Here is a 25,856-nt window from a genome sequence, read left to right as displayed (position 1 = left end):
TTACCCATTACCCATTACCAAATCACCAATTCCAAATCACCAATTCCGAATTCCGCGCTTCCGAATTCTCCCCACTCACCACTTATTCCCGACTCCCGTACGGGCGGGTTTAGAAACCCGCCCCTACCGACTCCCGACTCCCTTCAAACTAGCTACTTTTGTAAAACTACGACGTGCGGCTTCGACAAACTGGCTGACGCGAATCGGATCGACTGGCTGTTCCCGTCGTCCGTGACGTTTGAGAGAACTAGAAACAATCACTCCATCTGCGGCTGGCATTAAAGTAGAAATATTTTCCCAATCCGCACCACTGCCAATAAAAACTGGCGTGCCGTTGGCTGCTGCTGTCGCCAGTTCTAGGTCTTCTAAGTTGGGCGGGTTACCCGTTGCCCAACCAGACAGAATCACTGCGTCGGCTAGTCCCCGCTCGATCGTGTCTTGTACGGCATTGGTTAAATTGGTAGAACTGAGAGGACGAGCGTGCTTTACCAATACGTCCGCAAAGATTTTGACATCGCTACCAAGTTCTCGCCGATAGCGCAAAAGGCTGTGAGCTTGTCCTTCAATAATGCCTTGATCTGTTGCCATCACGCCTGTTAGAACGTTGACGCGAATGAATTGTGCCTGCACGCAACTGGCGATCGCTAATCCACTATGAGCGTCATTTCGCAATACGTTCAGTCCGATCGGTAGAGTTACTAGCTGTTTGAGCCGCTGTACGATCAGTGTCATGGCGCTGACGACTGCTGGATCGACTCGCTCTTTAACGAAAGGTGCGTCAAAAAAATTTTCGACAATAATTCCATCTACTCCACCAGAAGCTAAAGCTGTAGCTTCCTGTTCTGCCCTGTCAATGACAGCAGCTAAACTTCCACCCCAGCGAGCCGAGGTAGGCAGGGGTAATAAATGTACGACTCCAATGATAGGGCGATCGGTTTTAAATGTCTGATTCAGATCCACGTCTTTACAATACTTCGGACGCACTTATTTAGAAGTAGGCTAAGACAAATCATAACTTCTTTCAGTTATCAGTTATCAGTGGTTAGTGACTAGTGGCTAGTGATTTGAAGAATCTAGTCACTAGTCACTAACCACTAGTTACCGCATAATTTTTGTAAAATATTGTAAATTTTCATTCATTACGCTACTATATAGATTGCATAGGTTGAGCGATTGCATTGACCGCATCCGGTGAGCAGAGAGCCATAGGGGTGTAGCATCAAACGGATAAGCCGTTTTGGAAGCGATCGCTACAATAGAACGATTGAAAAACCCTGTCTCTACTTACACTTAAATTGATTTCATGGGCAAAAAGCCAACAATTGCATTTTCTCATCTAGGCTGCGAGAAAAATCGAATAGATACGGAACACACGATCGGACTCCTCGTTCAAGCTGGATACGAAGTCGATAACGACGAAGAACTAGCTGATTATGTTGTCGTCAATACTTGTAGCTTTATTCAAGCAGCGCGTCAAGAATCGGTTCGTACTATAGTCGAGCTAGCAGAAGCAAATAAAAAAATTGTCATTATGGGCTGCATGGCGCAGCACTTTCAGGAACAACTGCTAGAAGAGATCCCAGAAGCGGTAGCCGCGATCGGTACGGGAGACTATCACCAAATTGTAAACGTAATTGAGCGGGTAGAAAAGGGAGAAAAAGTAAAGCTTGTCTCGCCCGAACCAACATATATCGCTGACGAAACTACACCTCGCTATCGCACGACGACAGAAGGAGTTGCATACTTGCGGGTGGCAGAAGGATGCGATTACCGTTGCGCTTTTTGCATTATTCCTCACTTAAGGGGAAATCAAAGATCGCGCTCGATCGAATCGATTGTGGCAGAAGCAAAGCAACTCGCCGCTCAAGGGGTACAGGAAATTATCTTGATTTCCCAAATTACCACTAATTATGGTGTAGACTTGTACGGCGAACCAAAATTAGCGGAACTGTTAGTTGCTTTAGGTAAAGTCGATGTTCCTTGGATTCGGATGCATTATGCTTATCCAACAGGGTTGACACCGAAAGTCATCGAGGCAATTCGAGCCACGCCAAATGTCTTACCGTATTTAGACCTACCCTTACAACACTCCCATCCTGAAATTCTCCGTGCGATGAACCGCCCTTGGCAAGGTCGGGTCAATGACAGTATTATCGAACGGATTAAAACGGCAATCCCAGAGGCAGTTGTACGGACAACATTTATAGTAGGATTTCCTGGCGAGACAGACGCGCACTTCGAGCATCTGATGCAGTTTGTCGAACGCCACGAATTTGACCATGTGGGTGTGTTTACATTTTCTCCAGAAGAGGAAACTCCAGCTTACAGCCTGCCGAATCAAATTCCTCAAGAAATTATGGATGCAAGACGAGATGCTTTAATGGCACTCCAGCAACCGATTTCTTGGCAGAGAAATCAGGCGCAAGAAGGCAAAGTTGTGGATGTTTTAATCGAGCAAGAAAATCCTGAAACTGGAGAATATATCGGACGTTCAGCTCGGTTTTCACCAGAAGTAGATGGTTTAGTCTACGTCAAAGGTGTAGCTAGGTTAGGTTCAATCGTGCCAGTCAAAATTACCGAGGCTGAGCCATACGATCTCAAGGGTGAGGTTGTGAGTAGCTAATAGCGCATAGCTATCGATCGATAACAATCGATAACAAAAGTAGAAAAAACAGAGTAGTTTAGGAGCTTAAATGAATTTATCCTTTGAAAGCTTAGGTCTTTCAGAAAGCCGTATTCAACAATTAGAAAAAATTGGATTCACTACACCAACCAATATACAAGTACAGGCAATCCCCCAATTATTAGCAGGGCGCGATGTCGTTGGTAAATCTCAAACAGGTACGGGTAAAACAGCCGCATTTTCTTTGCCGATTCTAGAGCAAATCGACCATCAAAGTAAGGCAGTACAAGCGCTGATTCTCACTCCTACGAGGGAATTAGCAGTACAAGTCTGCCAAGCAATGAAAAGCTTTGTAGATCGAAATGAAAGCCGCATTCTAGCTATCTACGGCGGGCAATCAATTGAACGCCAAATTCAGCAGCTCAATCGCGGCGTACAAATTGTGGTTGGTACGCCAGGGCGAGTGATTGACTTGCTCGATCGCGGCAATCTTAAGCTAGATAAAGTGAAATTTGTCGTACTTGACGAAGCCGATGAAATGCTGAGCATGGGTTTCATTGATGATGTGGAAAAAATTCTTGCTTCCGCACCAAAAGAGCGACAAACAGCTTTGTTTTCGGCAACAATGCCAAGCGCAATTCAGATGTTAGTCGGGAAGTTTTTACACTCGCCCGTCACAGTTACGGTAGACCAGCCAAAAGCTGCTCCTACTAAAATTAGTCAAGTCGCTTACCTCGTACCGCGTCATTGGACAAAAGCAAGAGCATTGCAGCCAATTTTAGAATTGGAAGACCCAGAATCTGCAATCATATTTGTCAAAACTCGCAAAACAGCAGCAGATCTCACCAGTCAACTGCAAGCATCGGGTTATAGCGCCGACGAATATCACGGCGATTTAACCCAACAAGCACGGGAGCGCCTGCTATCGCGGTTCCGCAACAAGCAAGTACGGTGGGTGATTGCAACAGACATCGCCGCACGCGGTTTAGACGTAGATCATTTAACTCACGTTATTAACTACGATTTACCTGACAGCGTAGAAACTTACGTTCATCGGATCGGACGCACGGGTAGAGCCGGAAAAGAAGGCACGGCAATTTCCCTCATCCAACCGTTCGATCGCCGCAAACAGCAGCAGATCGAACGTCACGTTCGCCAAAGCTTGAAAGTTAGCTACGTCCCCACCAAAGCGCAAATCGAAGCGCGGCAAATTGAAAAACTGCAAGAACAACTGCGGGAAGTTCTCTCTGGGGAAAGATTAGCCTCCTTCTTGCCAATCGTGCGCGAACTGAGTGAAGAATACGACGCACACGCGATCGCCGCAGCCGCTTTACAAATGGCTTATGATAAAACCCGTCCAGCGTGGCTCGACTCCGCTGAAGACGACATAGCAGACGAAAAGCGCTCCACTCCCAAGCCTCGTTTAGCCAAACGCGATCGCAACGGAGAAAAAGAGTTTTCCAGCTCAGACAAGCGCTCAGTTGCTAAACCCAAACTGCGCACGGCACGAGAAAACTAGAGCATAGGGTTTTTAAAGATAAGAGAGACAAGGAGGACAAGGGAGACAAGGAGGACAAGGGAGAAATTCAATTCCATTATCCAAAATTTCCCAACCCCCGACTCCCGACTCCCTAATAAAGCCACGGACGAGTTACTTGCTCTAACTGAGTTATTTCTTCGTCCGTCATTTGCCAGCCGAGAGCGCCAGCATTTTGCTGGACTTGGTTGGCATTTTTTGCACCCGCGATCGCAACTAGGTTACCTTGAGCAATTAACCAATTAAGGGCAACTTGAGCGGGGGTGCGTCCGTGGCGATCGCCAATTTTTTTCAAGATCGAAATCACTGGTTCGATTTTTTGCAAACCTTCTTTGCTAAAACGAGGATCGATCCGGCGTGCGCCTGTAGGCTTCTCGGCACTACTAGCCGTGTATTTTCCAGTTAACAAGCCTTGTGCTAGAGGGCTGTAAGCCAAGATTGTTACGCCTAGCTGTCGTGCCGTGTCGAGAATGCCGTTCGTTTCAATTTGCCGCGTTAAAAGCGAGTAGCGGACTTGATTGCTAGCCAGCTTGACTCCACGGGCTGCCAAAATTTTGTATGCTTGCTGCATTTGTTCTGCGGAATAGTTGCTGACTCCTACTGCTTCGATTCTGCCCCGTTGCACTTCATCGGCAAGGGCATTCATCAGCGTTTCTTGACTCATGAAAAAGCTGAAAGGCCAGTGGACTTGGTAGAGGCTGACTCGCTCCAAACCCAGACGCTTGAGGCTTTCCGTCAGCGCATCAGAGACGGATTGAGCTGTAAACCGCCAAGGCGCGGGACCGAATTTCGTCGCAATCTGAATGGGGCGATCGCTTTGTTGGATGAACTGCCCCAAATACTTTTCCGATAATCCAAATCCGTAGACTTCTGCCGTATCAAAAAATGTCGTACCCGCATCTAGTGCGGCTTGGAAGGCTACCTGTAGCTGCTTGGCATCCTCCTCATCGCTGCCATAGTTCCAAAATAGTTTGTCGCCCCACGCCCACGTTCCAATGCATAAAGGACAAACAGCAGCGCCATCCTGACCTAATTTGATAGTTTCCAATTTTACCGTACCTATTTACACTTCTTTACACACTCTTAGTGTAGCGTTGCCGTCGCGATCGCAGTTCTGGCTAAGGTTTATCCTAAAGAAAGCAGAAAATGTATCGATAAATAGTTGTTTTTATAAAAAATATGGCGAAAAGTAGCTTGTCCGAACGAGAACAGTTACCTCCTAAAATTAATATCCTGACTATGTTCCGGTTAGGCTTATTTCAAATGGGACTGGGGATGATGTCCGTTCTCACTCTGGGAGTCCTCAATCGGATTGCGATTAAAGAATTGGCAATTCCGGCTACCCTAGCAGCAGGAACGATCGCCATGCATCAGTTTGTGGCTCCCTCGCGCCTGTGGTTCGGGCAAATGTCTGATGCCAAAAAGATGTGGAGCAATCACCGCACGGGTTACATTTGGATTGGTGCGGCATTATTTGCGATCGCTGCCTTTCTTGCAGTCCAAGTTATGTGGCAACTTGGCAGCAGTATATACAACCAAGGCTGGAGTTTCGTTACCTATGGTTGGATAGCGTTATTAGCGGGAATCTTTGCTTTGTACGGGTTGGCACTTAGTTCTAGTTCTACCCCATTTGCTGCTTTGCTCGTCGATGTTTCCGATGAAGACAACCGCTCTAAACTCGTAGGTGTTGTGTGGTCGATGCTCATGGTAGGAATTGTGATTGGGGCAATTATCAGCTCCAAACTTCTGCCCGCTGCCTCCACTTGTCAAGAGTCAGCTGTAGGAACAGTATCGCTTTACAGTCAACCCGCTCAACTTGCTATCCTACAAAGCTCGATTAACCGCTTATTTTTCATTTTGCCGGGAGTTGTCACTGGGTTAGCTCTACTATCAACGTTTGGTGTAGAAAAAAAGTATTCTCGCTACACTTCGCGATCGATAGTCGCAGATAGAGAAGACCAAATTACCATATCTAGGGCGCTGAAAGTCCTAACCGCCAGCCGTCAAACGGGTTTATTCTTCACCTTTCTCCTCGCCATGACACTTAGCTTATTCATGCAAGAAGCAGTGATGGAACCTTATGGCGGGGAAGTCTTCGGAATGTGCGTTGCGGAAACTACGAGGCTGAATGCTTTTTGGGGTACGGGTACGTTACTAGGAATTGGTAGCACGGGCTTTTTAATCGTGCCACGGATTGGCAAGCAAAAAACGACTCAAATCGGTTGTATCCTAGTTGCTCTGAGTGTAGGACTCGTCATTGCATCGGGTTTTACTGCAAATCGCCAAGTTTTGCAGGGAGCATTAGTCCTATTCGGCTTGGCTTCTGGCGTGACTACCACAGGTGCATTAAGTTTAATGCTAGACTTTACGGCAGCAGAAACAGCAGGGACATTTATTGGCGCGTGGGGGCTGGCGCAGGCATTAGCGCGGGCAACGGCAACAGTCAGTGGAGGGGCAATATTAGACGTAGGCAAACAGCTATTTTCAGCCCCAGTGCTAGCTTACGGTTTGGTATTTACCATTCAAGCGTTGTTAATGGTGTTAGCAATTTGGTTACTCAGTCGCGTAGATATAGTCGAATTTCGCAGCAACGCCAAAAAAGCGATCGCTTCAGTATTTGAAAACGAATTGGATTGATAAATGGGTAATGGGTAATGGGTAATTGGTAATTGGTAATTGGTAATTGGTAGTTGCTTTCTTGTCCCCCTTTGCCCCCTTGTCCCCACACCCTACACCCTACACCCTACACCCCACACCCCACACCCTCATTCATGACTGATTTCTGGACGACGATTCTCGATTTTGCCGCTACCACCTCCCAGAGGGTAGGGGCGCAACTGATGCAGGATTTCGGGCAGGTACAAGCCTCTCAGAAAGCTGATGGTAGCCTCGTTACCCAAGCAGATAAATGGGCAGATCGAGAAATTCAAGATGCGATCGCCTCCAACTTCAACGGCTATGGTATTTTGAGCGAAGAAGGAGAGACAATTTTTCCTGATGCTGAATGGTGCTGGGTTATCGATCCGCTTGACGGAACGACAAACTTTACGCGGGGACTTCCCATCTGGGGTATTTCTTTAGGACTGCTGTACCGAGGTACGCCTGTTTTTGGCTACGTCCACTTACCACCGCTAGGACAAAGTTTTCACGGCTTTTGGGCAGGAGATTCGGGGCTAGCAACACCTACAGGGGCATTTCTCAACCATCATCCGATCCATGCTAGTACCGATGTGGTTAGCAAAAATCACTTTTTCAATCTCTGTTCCCGCAGCACTGCTGTCATGCAATCTGGCTTTCCCTGCAAAATTAGGATGCTGGGGGTTGCCAGTTACAACTTTCTCACCGTTGCTGCGGGTGCTGTACTGGGTGGGGTAGAAGCGACACCGAAAATTTGGGATTTAGCAGGGGCTTGGGTAATTTTACATGCAGCTGGAGGAACTTGGGTAGAGCTGCGATCGCCATCTATTTTTCCTTTATTACCTGGGAACGATTACAGCAATATCTCTTTCCCCTCTCTTGTCGTCAGTCGTCGCGAACTGATTTCAGTATTTCAACCCTTCTTAGAATCTTTAAAATAGCAGCACTAATTAACTACAGACAACTTGAAATCTTTAAAAAAACACTCCGTCAAACTACGGATGAAGCGCTAAGATGTACCAGAAGCCGTACATTACTTAACATATGCACGTTCATCCGTCTGCCAGCAACTCAACTATACGTAGTCTGCGCCAATTCTTAGTTAAAAGTGCGCCCTACATTGTTATTGCTAGCATTCTTCTTGTAGTTATTGCCACTCTTTTCCCTTTCAATTTCTCTAGGGATGAAGGTGGCTCTCTGAGATATTTTTTTAGCAATTTCAAACATTCTAGTCATTTGGGCGATAAGATTAAGAATATATTTTTATTTATTCCATTTGGCTTTAGTCTAACCTGTTTTTTGCAGGTCAGAAAGTTCAGTTTATTATTAAAACTAGTTTCAGTTATATTTCTTAGTTTTATTCTATCTTTCGTTGTAGAAACGCTCCAAATTTTCTTGCCTTCTAGAGAAACCTCACCTGCCGATCTCTTCACTAATAGCTTAGGTGGATTTATCGGGTTTTTATGTTTTTATATCTGGAAATTTAAATTTGTTAGTTATATTTTAACTTTAATTGAAAAGAACAAAAATCGGTTTAGTTTTCCTATAGTAGCAATTGCTTTTTTAGGTTATTTAGCTACATCTATCCTGTTTACAGTTCCGTTACAATCCGCAAATAACTTAAGTACTTGGGATTTAAATTATCCTCTCATATTAGGCAACGAACGTACAGGCGAACGTCCTTGGGAAGGATTTATTTCAGAAGTCGCTTTTGCAGATAAAGCATTCTCTTCAGCAGAAATAGAGCGCGTGTTTGCCAGCCAAAACTGGTGGAATAATGTAGATACACCTTTGATAGGAAACTATCAGTTAGACAGACAAAATTACAGCGATCGCGCGGGAAACTTGCCCGATTTGAGCTGGCGAGGGCAACTACCAGAAATAACAGACGATCGAGGAGTCTTTCTAAGCGATCGCCATTGGCTGCAAACAGATACTCCTGTGAATCGACTCAATCAAAGATTACAAGAAACCTCTAAGTTTACAATAATAACAACAATTGCAACTGCTAAGTTTCAACAAAAAGGACCAGCTCGAATTATTTCTATTTCAGATAGTAATGGTAGGCGCAATTTTACTTTAGGACAACAAGGCAATAATTTAAACCTGCGACTGCGAACACCGATCAACGGTGTTAATGCTCAGTATTTAGACACAAACGTGCATAACGTTTTTACAGATAAACAGTTTCACAAGCTAGTTATAACATATGCTAATTCAGGTTTGCATGTCTATGTAGATAACTTACAAAACCGATACAATATTAACCTTCTAGAAGTATTACCAAAAGAAGATCGAATTCTTTACTATGGCTTGATATTCATTCCTTTAGGAGCGCTATTAGCAATTGTTATTACACTAGCAAAACAACAATTCATCCGTTATACATTGTTTTATGCTGGTGTTTTATTGCCAACTCTGATTGTAGAAACAATCTTAGCAATGAGTAGTGGTAGAAGCTTTGAAATAGCAAATATTTTACTTGGTATGCTGATGACAGCCTCTACAACCTTAATTTTGAAGTTGAAAATTCCTTTTTGGTTGAGAAATAAAGTCTTAAATTTTGCTAATCATAAAACCTAAATTAGCACCGTATAATTCAGTTTGATTCAGATAAGACGATCCCCCCAACCCCCCTTAAAAAGGGAGGCTAGTCGAGATAGTACAATTTAATCTTACTGCCAAATATAATCTGCTATCGGTTGGTTAGAATTAGTAGCAGGATCTTGAGGAAGACTTAACAACACAGAAACCTGTGAGAATTGCGGAGGCATTCTTCTAGCTACGCGGCTAAGAATACCATAACCATAAATAATATGTCCTTGCCCAGCAATCACGGCAACTTGATGCTTAGGATTAGCTTTGACAAACTTAGCAACTTCTGCTGCCATAGTCTCATCCCATAAAACCTGTGCTAAAAAAAAGCGATCGAACCCGCTACTATTACCTCGATTGGAATGTTGATGCTGTGCAAAAGTTTTAGCTAACATCTGACGGTAAGCAGCATTATCAGTCCGAATTTCTGAAGCAGGAGGAATAATTTTTCGCTGTTGAGGTGTGAGACTATCTAAACCTGCTTTTGCAACTTGACGAGTAATTTCAGAAGGCGTGTTCACAGCTAAAACTGACAATTGTTTCTCTTTCGCAAATCTGAGTATAGGCGCATAAGACTCCCAAGAATATCCCCATCTTTGCTCGTATTCAGTTTGTTCTAGCAAGTCTTTTTCAGTCAACTTACCAGCTAAATAGCTATCGATCGCATCTTGATATGGTATTTGAAACATCTCCATCGCGATCGCAACTTGAGGATTTCTTTTTTGTAACTCTTGAATTATTTTTAACTGAATTTTGCGATCTCGGTCGCGATCGTGAGTTTCTCCCAAATACAGCACACGTGCTTTTGCTAATTCTTGTAAAGCCCTTGACTGAGTAATCGTAACGTCCTCTATACTACAACTTTGATTCTGAATAGAGACATTTACCTTAGAGAAGTCTGGTACAATAATTTGTGGACGACAATTGTTGACTGTTTTTTGAGCATTTACAGACCAATTGCAAATCAAAAAAATACTTAACACGCAAATTAATAAATAAATCGAACTTCGCCATTTCCACTTTTTGATTAACTGCTGCATCTTCTTCTTTGAGCTATTTATAAAACATGCAAACAACCTTTTGCGGTCTTTCTTAGCGTCTTCGCGTCTACTCTACGAGAAGCCGCTGCGCGTCTATGCGTGACATTAAAATAAATCTCAGCTTTTATCAACCAGCTATCAAAATGAAAGGACTCTGGCTCGAAAACAACCAATTACAACTGCGTACAGATATCCCCACTCCCGAACCTTCCCCAGGAGAAGCCTTAGTGCGCGTCCTACGAGCGGGTATTTGTAACACCGACTTAGAACTGATCCGGGGTTACTATCCTTACACGGGTATTCTAGGTCATGAATTTGTTGGCGTAGTCGAACAAGGACCCACTCATCTAGTTAACCAAAGGGTAGTAGGAGAAATCAATGCTACCTGCGGTCAATGTCGGTTCTGTCGCAACGGACAGCCAACCCACTGCGAAAACCGCACCGTATTGGGAATCGTCAACCGTGATGGAGCCTTTGCCGACTATCTCACCTTACCAACCACAAACCTACATCCCGTACCAGACAACGTTTCTACGGAAGCTGCTACATTTACCGAACCTATCGCCGCAGCATTAGAAATTCAGCAGCAGGTGCAAATTCAGGCAGCAGATCGCGTGTTAGTAGTGGGAGATGGTAAGTTAGGGCAGCTAGTCGCCCAAACCTTAGCTTTAACTGGTTGCGATTTATTAGCTGTAGGCAGACATCAGGAAAAACTGGCTAACTTAGAAGCAAGAGGGATTAAAACAGGCTTAGCTGAAACCGTAACCGACAGATCTTTCGATCTTTCCGTCGAGTGTACGGGCAATCCAGCAGGATTTGCGATCGCCCGTCGTGCGTTGCGTCCTCGCGGTACGCTAGTACTCAAAAGCACCTATGCAGGTAACTTGAGTTTTGACGCTTCCGCTTTGGTTGTAGACGAAATTACCCTCATCGGTTCCCGTTGCGGACCTTTCCCCGCTGCCCTAAATTTACTCGCCACTCAAAAAGTAGACGTTCAACCGCTAATTCACGCTCGTTATCCGTTGAGTCAAGGACTAGCCGCCTTTGAACGCGCTCAAACACGCGGTGTGATGAAGGTCTTGTTAGAAATGGATCGAGATTGAGCTAATTTAGTACAGCAAGGGATTGGTTTTCGCTTGGTAATCCATGCAAGTAATTGCTGCCTCGGTATTAGCAATCGTAGGTTGTACTGTACATTTCAGTCGATAATCTCCTGTAAAAAATTGACAATTCGTACAGGGAATTTGGTGCAATTTTTGACTGGTAGCTACACTGTCTCGCACGGCGCTATAGAGACTCCAAACGATGAGAGCTACAATTGCCCAAGCACTAACAAAGCAAACCGGAACTAAAATTGGTTGGATAGCCTGAATGACAAAATAGATGAATTGCAACACAAAAACTCCAAAAAGCAAAAAACTGAGAACGTAAGTACGAGTATTTGTCTGTTTGATGACTTGTAGAAAATTCTACAAAAAACAGCTTGAATTCACACTCCTCCCTATGTTGGGTTTATATAGAAATTAAGTAGCTTTTGACACAAAGCTGTCAGTTATCAAGCAGCAGGGAGCAGTGACCAGTGACCAGTGACCAATGACCAACTTAACGTAAAACTACTGAGACATTAGGCATGACTTCACAAATAAAATAAATTCCTCAGTAAAAATGCGCTTGGAGCGATCGCAATAAAGAGGATACCTTGTGTCCAGTTGCGTTCCTTTATACCAACGATAGTCACTTTAGGGGATTGCCTGGGAAACGGGAACGATTGTTTCTCCTTTCCCCTTTCCCTTTAATTGCTGACTTGCTCTTTCTATGAAAAACTTAGGCTCTCCTGGTAGGTATGAGACGAGCCGCGCTACCTAGAACGACATCCCCTGATACATTAATAGCAGACACCAGTAGAGCCAATACTAAACTATGTCTCATGGCGAACATCCCGAGCATTTACATCTTTTAGAGGCGGGATGGGATGGCTTTCATTTCATCTATGAGTTAGAACCCGCTGATGAAATGCCTGCGAGCTACATGAGTCAGCATCTCGTGATTATTGCTTTAGACAATTTTCGGGCAAGCTTCGATTTCAATGGCAGCTGGCAACATATAGATTACGCTCAAGGCGATATTGGCATTTTTCCAGCCAGCCAATTGTTCCCCAGAACGCAAGTGGATCGCGAAGTCCCTATTTTAGATCTATTTCTCGCTCCTGCCACTCTATACCGTGCTGTTGATGAATCTATCGAGGAAAATTGTATCGAACTCATACCCCAGTTGCAATTACGCGATCCGTTGATTCAGCAGATAGGGTTAGCGTTGAAAGCTGAGTTAGCGGTAGGAGGTGCGGAGAGTCGGTTATATGCAGAATCGATGGTGACGGCGCTTTCGGCTCACTTGTTACGCCGCTATACTTCTCGCCAGCAGACAATTAGAGATTATCGAGGTGGATTACCCAAGTATAAGCAAGACCGGGCGATCGCCTACATTCACGAAAATTTAGATCGCAACATCACTTTGACAGAACTCAGTAATGTCGTTAACATGAGTCCCCATTATTTTGCGACTTTATTCAAACAATCTACCGGACAATCGCCGCATCAATACATTACGAAATGCCGGATTGAGACAGCAAAGCATTTACTCGCCAAGCAGGAACTCACAATCGTAGAAATCTCTCAGCAAGTAGGTTTCCAAAATCAAAGTCACTTCACGAGAATATTTCGCCAACACGTCAAGACTACGCCAAAAATTTATCGAGACAAGCAGAGATAAGTCAAAAGTTAAAAGTTAAAAGTTAAAAAGCTTTTTACATCAATTCTGTTTTGCTTTTTCTGTTTTTCTTTGCAATAAACTCAGCATTGTAGTCCCCCTTTTTAAGGGGGGTTGGGGGGATCTTCTAGCAGCGTAGTCAGAAAGAATTAGTATTACGGGAAAAGTTTTTGGAAGAATAGAACATTTTTCGGAACAACAGACAAGACAGTACCTAAAGGCGATCGCTAAATTAACTACCAATTGGTATCCTCAGTTGGAGTCGTAAACTATGACAGATACTAAACTCCCATTACAAAAATGGGGTATTGTCGGTTGGTCGGCACTGGTAGTTGGTACGATGGTTGCTACCATCTGGCTGATCGATGGATTAGACGAACAAGGGATGCGGATGGCAATTAGAGCCACTGCTCGTACTTCTTGCCTTCTGTTTCTCTGCGCGTTTGTCGCTTCGGCACTGCATCGAATGCGATCTACTCCTCTTTCAGTCTGGCTGCTGAAAAATCGGCGTTATTTTGGGGTATCAATGGCAGTTTCTCATACCTATCACGCGATCGCAATTTTTGGCTTATGGTATGTCACTGCTGGAACTGCGCCTAAGTTTGAGTCTTTCACAGCGCTCGCCATACTAGGCTATGTCTTTCTAATTGCCATGACGATAACATCTTTCGATCGCCCAGCTGCTTTGTTGGGACAGAGAAGATGGAAAGTTTTACATACTACAGGGATGCACTTTTTCTGGCTGGCTTTTACGGTTGAATTCAGCTTCAAAATTGCCAATTCACCACTGATTTATTCACCCTTTGTTGTCTTGTTAATCGGGGTTATGGTGCTGCGTTTAGTGACTCCTAGAAGGCAAAGAAAGTTAGCTAGCTAATGTTTAGCCTTCTTCTGTCAATCTGAGGAACAACCAGGCTAATGGCTTTATCTCGGTGGCACTGCCAATGGATGATGGGATCGAAATATTCTGTCAAACTGTAAATATACTTCATGTCTCAACTGCAACGAATCGTCATCGCTCCCGCACAACTGCAACAGCAGCAAATTGCCCTCACATCGCAGCAACAGCATTATCTCACGCGAGTCTTGCGGCTGCGGCAGGGCGATCGCTTTATTGCGATGGATGGGAAAGGTCAATGGTGGCTAGCGGTATTAGCAGAGACAACAGCACAAATTTTAGAACAAATGCAGGTGCAAACTGAGTTACCTGTAGAGATAACTCTGATGGTGGCACTACCCAAAGGGAATGGATTTGATGAAGTGGTACGCGCTTGTACTGAATTAGGAGTCAATTGTTTTGCTCCAGTAACCAGCGATCGCACTTTACTCCATCCCAGCCCGCAAAAACTAGACCGTTGGCGGCGAATTGCAATTGAGGCGGCGGAACAATCGGAACGACAAATCGTACCGACGATTTTAGATCCCGTCCCGTTTAGTACGGGATTGTTGTCGGTGACAGGCGATCGCAAGTATATCTGTGTGGCGCGGGGAAATTCGCCTCATTTATTTACAAGTTTGCAATCGATCCCCCCTAGCCCCCCTTCAAAAGGGGGGTTGCAGGATTCTCTCCCCGCTTTATCAGGGGAATTAGACAGTTCTCACCCCCCTTTACAAGAAAATTCTAGCCCTCCTTCGCAAGGCAACTCTAGCCCCCCTTTACAAGGGGGGTTGGGGGGATCTATCGTCATTGCCACAGGTGCAGAAGGCGGTTGGACGACAAACGAAGTCGAAAATGCGATCGCGGCAGGATTTCAACCCGTCTCCTTGGGTAAACGGATCTTACGCGCAGTTACCGCTCCCATCGTCGCTGTATCGCAAATATCTGCGATTATAGAAATGAGTAGGAACTCTGAAAACCCTGCATAAAAGTCATTTCTTCAGAGCTTGTACCCTAAATTTTGACTTTTAACTTTTGACTTTTGACTTTCTTACGAATTCTCTTTCTCACCGCGATCGCGAATATATTCTGCCAAGAAAGCAACGCACCCAGAAATAATAATTAGGATGACGCTCAAGGCATTAATATCGGGTTTGACTCCCGTGCGAATGCGACTAAAAATTTCCATCGGTAAAGTATTGATGCCGCTTCCAGCCGTAAAACTAGAGATGAGAAAATCATCTAGACTCAAAACGAAAGCCAGCAAACAACCAGCAACAATTCCAGGCATTAACTGCGGTAACAAAACCTTGACAAAAGCTTGCAATGGTGTAGCACCGAGATCGAGTGCGGCTTCTTCTAGGTGGGGATCTAACTTTGCTAGTCGCGCTGTCACCACAATTCCCACGTAGGCAAGGCAAAAGACAATATGAGCGGCTACAATCGTCCACAAGCTTAATGGAATGGCAAACGTAGCCAGAAAGACGAGAGTAGCTACGGCGATCGCAATATCGGGAACAATCATTGGTAAGTATGAAATACCGCGATAGATCGTCTTCCCAGGAAATCGATATCGTCCTAACCCCACTGCCATCAGGGTTCCCAAAACAGCCGAAATGATGACAGCACATACAGCCACAACCAAACTATTTTGTAGTGCTGTCAGGATGCGACTATCTTGAAGCAACTGTTGATACCATTTGAGTGTGAACCCTTGCCAGCCAGCACTGTAGGGAGAAGTATTGAAACTATAGAAAGCAAGAACGAAGATCGGCAGGTACATGAATAAATACATCAGTACCGAAAACGTGGTTTGCCAGGTAAAATCACGAGCTTTAGTTTTGGGATGTTTCACGCAGATACTCTTCTCCCGTCAGATAACTTAGTATAAACAGGCAAAAGGTAGAAAAGCTCGAATCTTTACTTGTCATCACTGCTGCTTAATATACAATTAATCGCATTTTGCAACTTATCTCTGAATGCTTGAGCTTCTTGATATGCTGCAACTCTCTCGCGACGAGAGGTACGATCTTTGAGGTCTACTCGATATACAGGTTGGATAAAGTAACGCAAACGCGATCGCATTGCCCATACTCCCATAGAAGGAAATAATGCGAACAACGGCATTAAAGGCGATAGAGGTAAGAAAGGTAAGCCGAATATCTTACCAATGTGTTGCAAATTCAAATTAATGGCAAATGGATGTAAAAGTTCATTGCCAAGACAAACAACTGGCAGAATTGGGATTTGGTGGCGATCGCTCAAACGAATAAAACTCGGATCGAAACTTGCCAATTGATACCTTTGCTGCCAGCCTTTACTAGGTCCCCGCAGTCCTTCAGGTGCGTATAATAATACAGTTTTTTGGGCGATCGCTGTCTCAAATTCCTCTTTTTCTGCCCTCACGCCGCCTAAAACTTGCGACCATCCAGGGGGTAACCACCAAATCATCCAAGGATGATCGAATAAAGAAACTCCGGCTAATGGTTTAACGTTCCATTCCCGTGCCGTACCTAGTAGATAAGCTAGTACGATAAAATCCCACGGAAAAGACATTCCGGCGTGGTTCATCGCCACAATCATCGATTCTGTTTCCGGCAAGTTTTCGATTTGCCTCAGTTCGCCGCGGTAGTAATATTTGGCAATTGGCGCTAAGACTTCATCGCGAAAAGCCTGTTGATAGTTGCGATCGAATTGCACCGCTTGTTGACGCGGAAATCGACAACCCAAGCGCAACCACCGCAGTAACAAGGCGATGTAAAATCCACCTGGGAGTAGAAATAATCCATACTCTAACCAATTCCAACCATCAGGATCGGCGTGATAGTGTTGCCAGTGACGGTTAAATAGGATCAGCCAGCCGGGAGGATACCAAAGGCAAAACCGATCGAACCAGGTAAACTTATAGCCACTCACGCTTTTGTTACTGCCAAAAACCACCCTACCTCATCCTAAATCATTCCCACATTACAACCTGATAGCTGTCTGTGCGTCTATGCTGCTTGCGGGGGAATTTTTATCTTTCTTATATCGCGTACGCACCTAGAGCTTAAAATTACTAATTCACATCTATTTTTTTCTACGGATTCAATAGTATTTTCGTAGAGATTGTGAGCCAGTTGAGCTACCGCGACAACATACACTAAGTCGTAAAACAGTTCCATCCATGTCACACGACGTTGTTCTGCTTCCATTTCGTCACCGATTCTTAACTGGGGTTGCCACCTACTTTTCATGAGCAAGTCGTAAGTCGTAAGTAGGGGAAGAATATAGTATTTAGTCTCCCTTGTCTCCCTTGTCTCCCTTGTCTACCTTGTCCAAACTTAAAATCGCCTCACAATAACTCAGTAGCATCTGAAGGCGTTGAGTCATCTGCTGCTGGCGGGTTTGTAAGGTCTGAGGTTGTCTAGCAGCTTGCAAAAATGTCACATCCATGATTAACAAGTTGAATTGCTTGCTAATTTCCGTTTGCAGCGATCGCACTCTCGACTCTACCGCTGGATCGATATCTTGACTATCTAAACTGGCAATCTGTTGCTGAAAGTATTGTTGTGCTGCTAATACATTCTGGCGCAGTCTGGGGGAGTTCACCTCTGGTGCTGTCGCTGCTTGTTGTATTCCCTTTAGCAGTTCGCTCAGTTTCTGATAGCACTGATAATAAAGATCTGGCAACATAGAGCGGATTAATAAGATATTATTAGTGTAAAGAATTATTTTTCAAAGCATAAAGTCCATTAATCTACCTGAGCGAATAAATTTGAGATTAAACCAGTTCGAGATTGAACCAGCTTGAAATTCAACCGCTTTGAAATTTGTCTTATTGCGTGCAATTTGGCAAGATATTTTCTCAATACCCCGATTTCATAGATCTATTGCCATATGTACACTTCGGCAATAATTTCAGCCACAAGATTGTAGTTTATGCTACGCTTACTCATCCCCCAAAATTAAAGAGTGTTTGAAGCCGCCCCCATGAACACCCTGACTGCTACTGCCACCACTGTTTGTAATTCCTACGAATGTACTATACCTGACTGGTTACAAACCTGCCTTGTAGAGAATTCGGAATTAGAGACACAACCTACTGCGACAGATAATCAGCTAATTTGTCGTGCTTTTAACTTTGCTTACCAACTGCATCAAGGGCAATACCGCAAGTCAGGAGAACCTTACATTTGTCACCCCGTAGCTGTAGCGGGTTTGCTCAGAGATCTGGGAGGTGGTAGCGCGATGATTGCAGCCGGATTTCTTCATGACGTAGTAGAAGATACGGATGTAACCCTAGAGGACATAGAGCAACAATTTGGCGCAGAAGTCAAGCATTTAGTAGAAGGTGTTACAAAACTATCTAAGTTTTCCGAAACTTTTTCGAGTAAAACGGAACGGCAAGCAGAGAATTTTCGACGCATGTTTTTGGCGATGGCGCAAGATATTCGCGTCATTGTCGTGAAACTTGCAGATCGCCTGCACAATATGCGAACTTTGGAACACTTACCCGATGAAAAACGCCGTCGCATCGCTTTAGAAACAAGAGAGATTTTCGCTCCACTGGCAAATCGGCTAGGTATTGGAACATTTAAATGGGAATTAGAAGATTTAACCTTTAAATACCTCGAACCAGAAGCATATCGTCAAATTCAAGACTTAGTAGCGGAGAAGCGCACAGACCGAGAAGCAAGGCTGACGCGGGTGATTGAAGTTTTGCAGCAGGGAATGGCGCAGTCACACATTCAATGTATCGATATTAGCGGTCGTCCCAAGCATCTATATGGTATCTACCAAAAAATGCAGCGGCAGCAAAAAGAATTCCACGAAATCTACGATCTAGCTGCAATTCGGATCATCGTCAAAACTAACGAAGAATGCTACCGCGCTTTAGCTGTAGTCCACGACGCTTTTAGACCGATTCCCGGTCGGTTTAAAGACTATATCGGCTTACCCAAACCCAATCGCTACCAGTCTCTACACACTACAGTAGTCGGCTTTACAGGTCGTCCTTTGGAAGTGCAAATCCGCACGATCGATATGCACCACATTGCCGAGTATGGGATTGCCGCGCACTGGAAGTATAAGGAAACGGGTGGCTCTAGCCATACCAAGTTTACGCCTGTAGATGAGAAGTTCACCTGGTTGCGCCAACTCTTGGAGTGGCAGAACGACCTCAAAGATGCTCAAGAGTACTTAGAGAGTATCAAGGATAATTTATTTGAAGACGAAGTTTATGTCTTCACTCCCAAGGGTGATGTCGTGCCTCTCTCCCCCGGCTCGACAGCAATAGATTTCGCTTACCGAATTCATACAGAGGTGGGAAATCACTGCGCGGGGGCGAAAGTTAACGGCAGAATGGTAACGCTGGATACAGCCCTAAAAAATGGCGATATTGTAGACATTTTAACCCAGAAAAACAGCCATCCCAGCTTAGATTGGCTGAATTTTGTCAGAACTTCAGCAGCGAAAAACAGAATTCGCCAATGGTACAAGCGATCGCGGCGGGAAGAAAACGTCGCCCGCGGACGGGAATTGTTAGAAAAAGAATTAGGGAAAACAGGTTTTGAAGCCTTACTCAAGTCAGAACCGATGCAAGCTGTAGCCGAACGCTGCAACTATCATAGCGTCGAAGACTTACTTGCTGCCCTGGGTTACGGGGAACTGACGTTAAACCTCGTTCTCAACCGCTGGCGAGAGATCGTGAAGGGGCAGCAACTCATTCCTGCCGAACCAGAAGTTCCTCTCAGTTTAATACCTGCAAATGCAAAATCACCCCGCGAAGCAGCAGTTGCACCTAAATCTCGCGCTAGCGAATCGCCGATCGCAGGTGTGGAAGGATTGCTTTACCACCTGGCAAAGTGTTGCAGTCCAATCCCAGGAGAATCCATTATTGGTGTCGTAACCACCCGTTCTCAGCGTGGGATCTCGATCCACCGTCAAGGCTGTCAGAACGTCGATAACATCCCTTACGATCGCCTCGTCCCCGTCAGTTGGAACGCTAACGGCGATCGCAATCCCCGTCCGCAGACTTACCAGGTCAACGTCCAAATTGAAGCGATCGATCGCGTCGGCGTATTAAAAGACATACTATCGCGCCTGAGCGACCAAAGTATCAACGTTCGTCACGCTTCCGTCAAAACAGCCAACGGTCAGCCAGCAATCATTGAATTAGGCTTAGATATTCGCGATCGCCATCAACTCGAACAGATCTTCAACCAAATCCGCAAAATGAGCGACATTATCGACCTGCGCCGCGTCGGTCAAGTAGATGAATGATAGTGGCTGGTGACTTGCGACTAGTGACTAGAGAAACATCTAGCCACCAGTCACTAGCAACTAGCAACTAACAAATCTGACTTTTTCAGACCTTTCCTCACTAGTCAATTAGGGAGCCATTTAGCGTCGTTTGGCGAAGTGCTGTCTATTTCTGACTTTTTCATGCTGGCAAAATCGAAGCCGTATTTTAATCTGTATTCATGGTCACATCAGCCTTGAAGCAGTTACCAAAAGTTTCAAGTAATGATTTTTGTACAGACGTTACATGTAACGTCTCTACACTGTTAACTGACCACCCTTGGGAGGATTGCTAGGAACGACAAAACTGCAATTGTTGCGCTCCCGATAGGGGTAAAAACCAGAATACAACTGCCGCGATCGCGCTATTCGTCCAACTAAGCACGATTGACCCAGCAGTATTGAGTAAAGTAAGGAGTCGCAAATGCAGGTTGTCACATTACCTTTAGAATCAAAATTTACAGCTAGCCAAAACGCTACATTTGAAAATATATTGCAAGCTTGGCACTGGCAATTGGCATTCGACTATCCCGATCGCCGTGTAGCTACTAGAGACAGTATTGTTTGCTGGCTAATCGGAAACCATTTCGCGCAATTCGACCAGCTTGATGCAGAGCAAATCCGACTGATCCAGCAAGGGATGGCATATCGCTATCGGATTTTGCAGAATCGTTATTTGGGACAAGCGCCAAAACAAGGCTATTGTCGTCTCATGACTCGCTTAGGTAGCCTAGCCGTGCTGCAAAATAAGATTCGGATGATGGTAGATCTCAGCCGCGATCGCCGCCGTCAGGTAACGGAAGTACTACAAGAATTTTTGCAAGATTTACTGCAACGCGATTGCTACTTACAACAACAAATGACGGCGATCGCTAAATGTACGGACGATATTTGCCTACGACATGCCTTACTATTTACGACGATTGAAGAATACTGCTTGCGACCAGTTCGCAATCAACCGCTGATCGTTTATCGCTTGATCAATTACATGCGCCGCCTCTCGCCAGGAGGAGTCACGCAAGTTCCAAAACATGGAGAGATTCGGATTGTCTTTGCCCAAATTCCCACAGAAGACAGCGATCGCAGTTTCAGTTTGTTAGATGCCCAAGCAATCGAGCAAGATCGCGAGCAACAAGAAGCAGTCGAACAACAGCAGCAGCGAGATGAAATCAAACAGCAGCTATCGAAATACTTAGAGCAGAAGTTAGGACGTTTAGCCGTAGAGTGGTTAAGCTTATACCTCCAAGGACAATCGCAGCAAGCGATCGCTTCTCAGTTAAATTTAACGACTAAAGATGTTTATCGTCTGCGCGAAAAAGTTTGCTATCATGCTATGCGGCTTTTTCGGAAGTAACGCGGCATCTTTCTTTTGTTCCCCCCTTTTTAAGGGGGGAGCCAGGGGGGATCTTCTTTCCGTGAGTGGCGCAGTGCTGCGATCCCCCAACCCCCTTATAAAGGGGGCTAAGAGCAAAGACGCACATGAGATAAGTAACATCTTGTAGGGGCGCACGCGCCTCTACAACTCTTCTTTTTTCGTCAGTTTTTGAATTGAAAGTTGAATCGCAAGTGCAACTAAACCAATAGCGACAATACCGAATATACCCGTACCTAGTGCCATGATTCCTACAACCAGAGTACGGACGGCAGCAGCAATATTAACGACAGTAAAATTATCAGAATGAATTGGTTTGCGGGCAAACGTTTGAGCGATCGCGGCTGTGAGAGAATAGGCTGCAAAAGCAATTCCTGCCGAAATAACTGCGCCACTCAGACAGCGTAATGGAGTGGGTTCTGGCGTTTGTGTGGTTCGATCGTCTGACATTGGTAGTTGGTAGTTGGAATTGGTAATTGGTAATTGGTAATTGGTAATTGGTAGTTGGTTGACCGCTCCCTTGTCCCCCTTGTCCCCCTTGTCCCCCTTGTCCCCTTCTTCCCTGCTCGTGCGCTCGTGCGCTCCCTATTAACTGACTTGAATTCCCCCACTACACATTCGAGCAATCCATAAGTCTAGATCGGGATCGGGGATGATTTGGCGGACTTGCTGGTGTACCTGCTGAGCTTGTTCTAAAGAAGTACATAAAGCAAATACTGTGGGACCAGAACCAGACATCATCGCACCATTAGCGCCGCTGGCTTGAAATGCTTGTCGCAGTTGCGAAACTTTTGGGTATTCTGGTAACACGACTTTTTCTAAATCGTTGTGCAGTTTTTGGGCAATTTCTGCCCCATCTTCATGAATAATCGCTTTCACCATCGAACCTGAGTGGACGGCTTGAGCGCGAGATTCTAAGTTTTGAATATTTCTCGTGTAGGTATGACCGAAGGTGGCGCGATAGGTTGAATACGCCCAAACTGTAGAGACTGCCAAACTACGGTGTTTACCGAGAACGATGTATAAATTATCGAGACTGGGGAGAGGAGAAAGCTGTTCTCCCCGTCCTGTGGCGATCGCTGTTCCGCCTGCAATACAAAAAGGTACGTCAGAACCAATTTGGGCTGCGAGTTCCTGCAATTCCGATTGCGTGAGTCCCAGTTTCCACAATAAATCTATGCCGACCAAAACGGCAGCAGCATTGCTAGATCCTCCTGCTAATCCAGCAGCAATTGGGATCTTTTTGTGAATCGTAATTTCTACCCCGCCATATTGAGCAAAACTTTCGGGAAATTGTTTCGCCATCAGTTCGGCGGCGCGATAAGCGAGATTGCTCTTATCTGCTGGAACTTGGGCATTATCGCAGTGAACGCGGATTGTATCGGTACTAATTGCCCGCAGATCGATTTTGTCAGCCAGATCGATACTTTGTAGGATCATGACCAATTCGTGATATCCGTCTGGGCGATCGCCTAAGATTTCCAGATACAAATTTATTTTTGCCGGAGCAATCAGAGAATAGGAACGCATTCAGTTATCAGTTATCAGTTATCAGTTATTCAGTTATCAGTGACTAGTGGAACTAGTGACAAGAATTGAGTCTGGTTCCACTAGTCACCAGCCACAAGCCCACTCACCATCAACCAACTACCAACCACCAACTACCAACTACCCATCACCTAACCCATTACTCAAATTTACCCATTGAGTCACGCTTAAATCCTCAGCGCGGGCTTGGGGGTTTATATTCAATTCTTGCAGTAAATGGTTGAGGCGATCGCTATCGACTATTGCTTTTAGATTATTTCGTAACATTTTCCGCTTGGCACTAAAACCGATTTTGACTAAAGCTTCCAATTGCTTCGGATTGTTGGCTACAATTGACAACGTTCGCGGACGCAACCGTACCACGGCAGAATCTACTTTTGGTGGTGGTTGAAAAGCTCCTGCTGGGACAATACAAATCTGTTCGCAGGCTGCTAAATACTGCACTCTGACAGACAAAGCCCCAAATGCTTTCGATTCAGGTTTAGCATATAGTCTATCTGCCACTTCTTTTTGAACCAACAATACAATTGATTCATATGGCTCTGGGTTAGGTTCGGCAATTGTACCCAGGAGTTTTTCTAGAATTGGACCAGTAATGTTGTACGGAATGTTAGCAACAACTTTATTTGGCTTTTGAAAATTTGGCAGTGGAGCTAATAAAGTCGCTAAATCTAAATTTAGAAAGTCACCTTGCAATAGTAAAAAATTTTCTACTTTCTTTAATTTTTGTGTTAGCAACTGACAGAGATCGCGGTCAATCTCCACCGCTACTACAGATGAGGCGAGGGGTAAAAGCCGCCGAGTTAAAACACCTGTACCAGGACCAATTTCTAAAATGCGATCGCTTTGTTGAATCTCCGCCGCCTGTACGATCCGATCCAAAGCTTTCTCGCTCTTAAGCCAGTGCTGGGCAAATTGTTTTCTAGTTCTTATCACTTAACGGGTAATTGGTAATTGGTAATTGGCTCTGGATTTATCTGCGTTCCTCCGCAACAGCGAAAAAAATATCAAATAAGGTAGAAAAATTTGCATAGTTACTGTAGTCAGACATTCCCTACGATGAGACAGAAGCGATCGCAGCCTGCTTCATCTTAGCTTTGTGGCGCGGGAAAACAATATCCGAGCGTAACAATCGATCCATCATGTCAACCGTTAGGGAAAAGAAAACTCAGTTCGAGGAGGAATCAGGTGCGAAACCCAAGGGTTGGTGGCGGATTGCCTTAGCTCTAATTCTGGGAATAGCAACGGGAGCTTTGGCGCTGAGTAAATTGCAGCAGAGTCAAACCCCCGCACCTGTACCCGTAACTCAAAAACCCCCAAAGATAAATGCTGTTAGTGCCTTGGGACGTTTAGAGCCGCGTGGAGATGTGATTCAATTATCTGCCCCTAGTTCTTCCTTTGCTCTGGAAGGAGCTAGAGTACTTCAGTTGATGGTAAGAGAGGGTGAAAGAGTACGTAGCGGTGATGTTATAGCCGTTTTAGATAACCGCGATCGCGCTTTGGCAGCTTTAGCCAAAGCCAAGGAAGATGTCAAAGTCTCTCAAGCAAATTTAGCCAAAGTCAAAGCAGGGGCGCAAACTGGAGAAATTGAGGCACAGCAAGCAACAATCGCCCGTCTGCAAGCCGAACTCACCGGACAACAGCAAATCTTACGAGCAGCGATCGCCCGCCTAGAAGCCGAGCAGCGTAACGCCGCGATCGATTTGCAACGATACCAGCAGTTGTATCAAAACGGTGCGATCTCCTCTCAAGAACTCGATCGCCGCAGTTTGAATGCTAAATCTGCTACCGAACAATTAAACGAAACTCAATCGACTCGCCAACAGACGATCGCGACGTTGCAAAGGCAAATTGAAGCAGCAAAAGCAACTTTAAATAAAATTCAGGAAGTTCGTCCAGTGGACGTACAACTGGCACAATCTGAAGTTGACAGAGCGATCGCGGCGATGAAACAAGCTCAAGCAGACTTGGCACTCGCCTACGTGCGCGCGCCAACTGGCGGCGAAATTCTCAAAATTCACACTCGCGCCGGAGAAAAAATCAGTTCCGCAGGCATTGCAGAAATGGGACGCACCGAGCAAATGATCGCCATTGCCGAAGTCTTAGAAGAAGACATTGGTAAAATCCGCCTCGGTCAAAAAGCCGCTATTAGTAGCGAGAATCTCGCCTTCGCTGGTGAACTGAGAGGCACAGTCATTGACGTTGGCAGGCAGATCGGTAAACAAGATGCACTCGACAGCGATCCCGCCGCCGATGTCGATGCCAGAGTTGTAGAAATCAAAGTCGGTCTACCCCCAGAAGCCAGCCAACGAGTTTCCGGTCTTACCTACGCCAAAGTTATCGTCAAAATTAATATTTGATTTGGAAATGGGTAATAGGTAATGGGTAATGGGAAAGAAATCTTAGGGGCGGGTTCACCTAAAATCTCTTTTCATAGCGAATTAGGCGTGGTAAATCCACCCTATCCAAGTAGGAGCGAGTTTCTCGAATATCCCTGAAAAAACAAAGAGTTTTGCACTTAAACCCTTTCATACCCAAATCATCAGAATTTTACCAATTACCAATTACCAATTACCAAT

24 protein-coding genes and 1 pseudogene are annotated in these 25,856 nt (G+C 45.1%); 12 read left to right on the top strand and 13 right to left on the bottom strand.

The window, feature by feature from the left end; genetic code table 11:
* Positions 1–123: 123 nt before the first annotated feature.
* Positions 124–960 carry a photosystem I biogenesis protein BtpA gene (btpA, locus tag DSM107010_RS08210; RefSeq protein WP_041462514.1) on the bottom strand — a complete coding sequence of 279 codons (837 nt, stop codon included), beginning with the start codon at positions 958–960 and terminating at the stop codon, positions 124–126.
* Positions 961–1,303: 343 nt separating this feature from the next.
* On the opposite strand from btpA, the gene rimO reads away from it, so the two are divergent.
* Positions 1,304–2,623: a 30S ribosomal protein S12 methylthiotransferase RimO gene (gene rimO, locus DSM107010_RS08205; protein ID WP_015155495.1), complete on the top strand. Its 1,320-nt coding sequence runs from the start codon at positions 1,304–1,306 to the stop codon at positions 2,621–2,623.
* A 70-nt stretch (positions 2,624–2,693) separates the two neighbouring features.
* Positions 2,694–4,142 (top strand): DEAD/DEAH box helicase, encoded by a 1,449-nt coding sequence (locus DSM107010_RS08200; RefSeq protein WP_015155494.1) that lies wholly within the window; start codon positions 2,694–2,696, stop codon positions 4,140–4,142.
* 112 nt (positions 4,143–4,254) lie between these two features.
* Here the strand turns inward: DSM107010_RS08200 and DSM107010_RS08195 are convergent, their stop codons facing one another.
* A complete protein-coding gene (locus DSM107010_RS08195) occupies positions 4,255–5,208 on the bottom strand; it encodes an aldo/keto reductase (protein WP_127022748.1) in 954 nt (317 codons plus the stop codon).
* 131 nt (positions 5,209–5,339) lie between these two features.
* On the opposite strand from DSM107010_RS08195, the gene DSM107010_RS08190 reads away from it, so the two are divergent.
* From DSM107010_RS08190 to DSM107010_RS08175, 3 genes are all read left to right on the top strand, one after another.
* Positions 5,340–6,797, top strand: a complete 1,458-nt coding sequence (locus DSM107010_RS08190) for a BCD family MFS transporter (RefSeq protein WP_106171399.1) — start codon at positions 5,340–5,342, stop codon at positions 6,795–6,797.
* Positions 6,798–6,931: 134 nt separating this feature from the next.
* A complete protein-coding gene (locus DSM107010_RS08180) occupies positions 6,932–7,738 on the top strand; it encodes an inositol monophosphatase family protein (RefSeq protein ID WP_015155491.1) in 807 nt (268 codons plus the stop codon).
* A 103-nt stretch (positions 7,739–7,841) separates the two neighbouring features.
* Positions 7,842–9,380, top strand: a complete 1,539-nt coding sequence (locus tag DSM107010_RS08175) for a VanZ family protein (protein ID WP_106169323.1) — start codon at positions 7,842–7,844, stop codon at positions 9,378–9,380.
* 92 nt (positions 9,381–9,472) lie between these two features.
* Here the strand turns inward: DSM107010_RS08175 and DSM107010_RS08170 are convergent, their stop codons facing one another.
* Positions 9,473–10,432 carry a ChaN family lipoprotein gene (locus DSM107010_RS08170; protein ID WP_015155489.1) on the bottom strand — a complete coding sequence of 320 codons (960 nt, stop codon included), beginning with the start codon at positions 10,430–10,432 and terminating at the stop codon, positions 9,473–9,475.
* A gap of 143 nt (positions 10,433–10,575) precedes the next feature.
* Between DSM107010_RS08170 and DSM107010_RS08165 the strand changes: the two genes are divergently transcribed.
* Positions 10,576–11,535, top strand: a complete 960-nt coding sequence (locus DSM107010_RS08165; RefSeq protein ID WP_106169325.1) for an MDR/zinc-dependent alcohol dehydrogenase-like family protein — start codon at positions 10,576–10,578, stop codon at positions 11,533–11,535.
* 6 nt (positions 11,536–11,541) lie between these two features.
* Here DSM107010_RS08165 and DSM107010_RS08160 read toward each other — a convergent pair whose 3' ends face one another.
* On the bottom strand, positions 11,542–11,829 hold the full coding sequence (locus DSM107010_RS08160; protein ID WP_015155487.1) for a hypothetical protein: 288 nt from the start codon (positions 11,827–11,829) through the stop codon (positions 11,542–11,544).
* Between the two features lie 523 nt (positions 11,830–12,352).
* Here DSM107010_RS08160 and DSM107010_RS08155 point away from each other — a divergent pair.
* The 3 genes from DSM107010_RS08155 (at position 12,353) to DSM107010_RS08140 (ending at position 15,064) form a co-directional block, all read left to right on the top strand.
* A complete protein-coding gene (locus tag DSM107010_RS08155; protein WP_015155486.1) occupies positions 12,353–13,201 on the top strand; it encodes an AraC family transcriptional regulator in 849 nt (282 codons plus the stop codon).
* A gap of 268 nt (positions 13,202–13,469) precedes the next feature.
* Positions 13,470–14,075 carry a hypothetical protein gene (locus tag DSM107010_RS38245; protein ID WP_015155485.1) on the top strand — a complete coding sequence of 202 codons (606 nt, stop codon included), beginning with the start codon at positions 13,470–13,472 and terminating at the stop codon, positions 14,073–14,075.
* Between the two features lie 113 nt (positions 14,076–14,188).
* Positions 14,189–15,064: an RsmE family RNA methyltransferase gene (locus DSM107010_RS08140; RefSeq protein ID WP_106168848.1), complete on the top strand. Its 876-nt coding sequence runs from the start codon at positions 14,189–14,191 to the stop codon at positions 15,062–15,064.
* A 62-nt stretch (positions 15,065–15,126) separates the two neighbouring features.
* Here DSM107010_RS08140 and DSM107010_RS08135 read toward each other — a convergent pair whose 3' ends face one another.
* From DSM107010_RS08135 to patD, 4 genes and pseudogenes are all read right to left on the bottom strand, one after another.
* Positions 15,127–15,870 carry an ABC transporter permease gene (locus tag DSM107010_RS08135; RefSeq protein ID WP_181246443.1) on the bottom strand — a complete coding sequence of 248 codons (744 nt, stop codon included), beginning with the start codon at positions 15,868–15,870 and terminating at the stop codon, positions 15,127–15,129.
* 125 nt (positions 15,871–15,995) lie between these two features.
* Positions 15,996–17,015 carry a 1-acyl-sn-glycerol-3-phosphate acyltransferase gene (locus DSM107010_RS08130; protein ID WP_015155481.1) on the bottom strand — a complete coding sequence of 340 codons (1,020 nt, stop codon included), beginning with the start codon at positions 17,013–17,015 and terminating at the stop codon, positions 15,996–15,998.
* A 155-nt stretch (positions 17,016–17,170) separates the two neighbouring features.
* A pseudogene (locus DSM107010_RS42870) lies at positions 17,171–17,311 on the bottom strand (low temperature requirement protein A); the annotation flags it as partial.
* A gap of 40 nt (positions 17,312–17,351) precedes the next feature.
* Positions 17,352–17,750, bottom strand: a complete 399-nt coding sequence (patD, locus tag DSM107010_RS08120; RefSeq protein WP_106168850.1) for a heterocyst frequency control protein PatD — start codon at positions 17,748–17,750, stop codon at positions 17,352–17,354.
* A 297-nt stretch (positions 17,751–18,047) separates the two neighbouring features.
* On the opposite strand from patD, the gene DSM107010_RS08115 reads away from it, so the two are divergent.
* Positions 18,048–20,339: a RelA/SpoT family protein gene (locus DSM107010_RS08115; protein ID WP_015155478.1), complete on the top strand. Its 2,292-nt coding sequence runs from the start codon at positions 18,048–18,050 to the stop codon at positions 20,337–20,339.
* 310 nt (positions 20,340–20,649) lie between these two features.
* Here the strand turns inward: DSM107010_RS08115 and DSM107010_RS42120 are convergent, their stop codons facing one another.
* A complete protein-coding gene (locus tag DSM107010_RS42120) occupies positions 20,650–20,781 on the bottom strand; it encodes a hypothetical protein (RefSeq protein WP_258183963.1) in 132 nt (43 codons plus the stop codon).
* Between DSM107010_RS42120 and DSM107010_RS08110 the strand changes: the two genes are divergently transcribed.
* A complete protein-coding gene (locus DSM107010_RS08110) occupies positions 20,782–21,711 on the top strand; it encodes a hypothetical protein (RefSeq protein ID WP_015155477.1) in 930 nt (309 codons plus the stop codon).
* 162 nt (positions 21,712–21,873) lie between these two features.
* On the opposite strand, the gene DSM107010_RS08105 is transcribed toward DSM107010_RS08110, so the two are convergent.
* From DSM107010_RS08105 to rsmA, 4 genes are all read right to left on the bottom strand, one after another.
* The gene (locus DSM107010_RS08105; RefSeq protein ID WP_015155476.1) at positions 21,874–22,179 is read right to left on the bottom strand and encodes a DUF3082 domain-containing protein; all 306 of its coding nucleotides are present in this window, start codon (positions 22,177–22,179) and stop codon (positions 21,874–21,876) included.
* On the bottom strand, positions 22,125–22,340 hold the full coding sequence (locus DSM107010_RS38240; RefSeq protein WP_158631751.1) for a hypothetical protein: 216 nt from the start codon (positions 22,338–22,340) through the stop codon (positions 22,125–22,127). Before DSM107010_RS38240 ends, DSM107010_RS08105 begins: the two co-directional genes overlap by 55 nt.
* A complete protein-coding gene (gene ispE, locus DSM107010_RS08095) occupies positions 22,318–23,259 on the bottom strand; it encodes a 4-(cytidine 5'-diphospho)-2-C-methyl-D-erythritol kinase (protein ID WP_015155475.1) in 942 nt (313 codons plus the stop codon). Before ispE ends, DSM107010_RS38240 begins: the two co-directional genes overlap by 23 nt.
* A 138-nt stretch (positions 23,260–23,397) precedes the next feature.
* Positions 23,398–24,213: a 16S rRNA (adenine(1518)-N(6)/adenine(1519)-N(6))-dimethyltransferase RsmA gene (rsmA, locus tag DSM107010_RS08090; protein ID WP_106171059.1), complete on the bottom strand. Its 816-nt coding sequence runs from the start codon at positions 24,211–24,213 to the stop codon at positions 23,398–23,400.
* 206 nt (positions 24,214–24,419) lie between these two features.
* Here rsmA and DSM107010_RS08085 point away from each other — a divergent pair, with 206 nt between their 5' ends.
* Positions 24,420–25,637: an HlyD family efflux transporter periplasmic adaptor subunit gene (locus DSM107010_RS08085; RefSeq protein WP_127022739.1), complete on the top strand. Its 1,218-nt coding sequence runs from the start codon at positions 24,420–24,422 to the stop codon at positions 25,635–25,637.
* Positions 25,638–25,856 lie beyond the last annotated feature (219 nt).

Origin of the sequence: Chroococcidiopsis cubana SAG 39.79 (genome assembly GCF_003991895.1) — a bacterium.
GTDB classification, from domain to species: domain Bacteria; phylum Cyanobacteriota; class Cyanobacteriia; order Cyanobacteriales; family Chroococcidiopsidaceae; genus Chroococcidiopsis; species Chroococcidiopsis thermalis.
Note: the sequence above shows the minus strand (reverse complement) of the source record. Positions and strands in the feature narration are given on the sequence as shown.

Bases quoted from the DNA above. Each gene is read 5' to 3' on its own strand.
- DSM107010_RS08140 (WP_106168848.1), top strand. From the start codon at position 14,189: ATGTCTCAACTGCAACGAATCGTCATCGCTCCCGCACAACTGCAACAG.
- DSM107010_RS08165 (WP_106169325.1), top strand. From the start codon at position 10,576: ATGAAAGGACTCTGGCTCGAAAACAACCAATTACAACTGCGTACAGAT.
- DSM107010_RS08110 (WP_015155477.1), top strand. From the start codon at position 20,782: ATGCAGGTTGTCACATTACCTTTAGAATCAAAATTTACAGCTAGCCAA.
- DSM107010_RS08115 (WP_015155478.1), top strand. From the start codon at position 18,048: ATGAACACCCTGACTGCTACTGCCACCACTGTTTGTAATTCCTACGAA.
- rimO (WP_015155495.1), top strand. From the start codon at position 1,304: ATGGGCAAAAAGCCAACAATTGCATTTTCTCATCTAGGCTGCGAGAAA.
- DSM107010_RS08105 (WP_015155476.1), bottom strand. From the start codon at position 22,179: ATGTCAGACGATCGAACCACACAAACGCCAGAACCCACTCCATTACGC.
- DSM107010_RS08135 (WP_181246443.1), bottom strand. From the start codon at position 15,870: ATGTATTTATTCATGTACCTGCCGATCTTCGTTCTTGCTTTCTATAGT.
- DSM107010_RS38245 (WP_015155485.1), top strand. From the start codon at position 13,470: ATGACAGATACTAAACTCCCATTACAAAAATGGGGTATTGTCGGTTGG.
- DSM107010_RS08175 (WP_106169323.1), top strand. From the start codon at position 7,842: ATGCACGTTCATCCGTCTGCCAGCAACTCAACTATACGTAGTCTGCGC.
- ispE (WP_015155475.1), bottom strand. From the start codon at position 23,259: ATGCGTTCCTATTCTCTGATTGCTCCGGCAAAAATAAATTTGTATCTG.
- patD (WP_106168850.1), bottom strand. From the start codon at position 17,750: ATGTTGCCAGATCTTTATTATCAGTGCTATCAGAAACTGAGCGAACTG.
- DSM107010_RS08190 (WP_106171399.1), top strand. From the start codon at position 5,340: ATGGCGAAAAGTAGCTTGTCCGAACGAGAACAGTTACCTCCTAAAATT.
- DSM107010_RS08170 (WP_015155489.1), bottom strand. From the start codon at position 10,432: ATGCAGCAGTTAATCAAAAAGTGGAAATGGCGAAGTTCGATTTATTTA.
- DSM107010_RS08085 (WP_127022739.1), top strand. From the start codon at position 24,420: ATGTCAACCGTTAGGGAAAAGAAAACTCAGTTCGAGGAGGAATCAGGT.
- DSM107010_RS08200 (WP_015155494.1), top strand. From the start codon at position 2,694: ATGAATTTATCCTTTGAAAGCTTAGGTCTTTCAGAAAGCCGTATTCAA.
- DSM107010_RS08155 (WP_015155486.1), top strand. From the start codon at position 12,353: ATGTCTCATGGCGAACATCCCGAGCATTTACATCTTTTAGAGGCGGGA.
- DSM107010_RS08180 (WP_015155491.1), top strand. From the start codon at position 6,932: ATGACTGATTTCTGGACGACGATTCTCGATTTTGCCGCTACCACCTCC.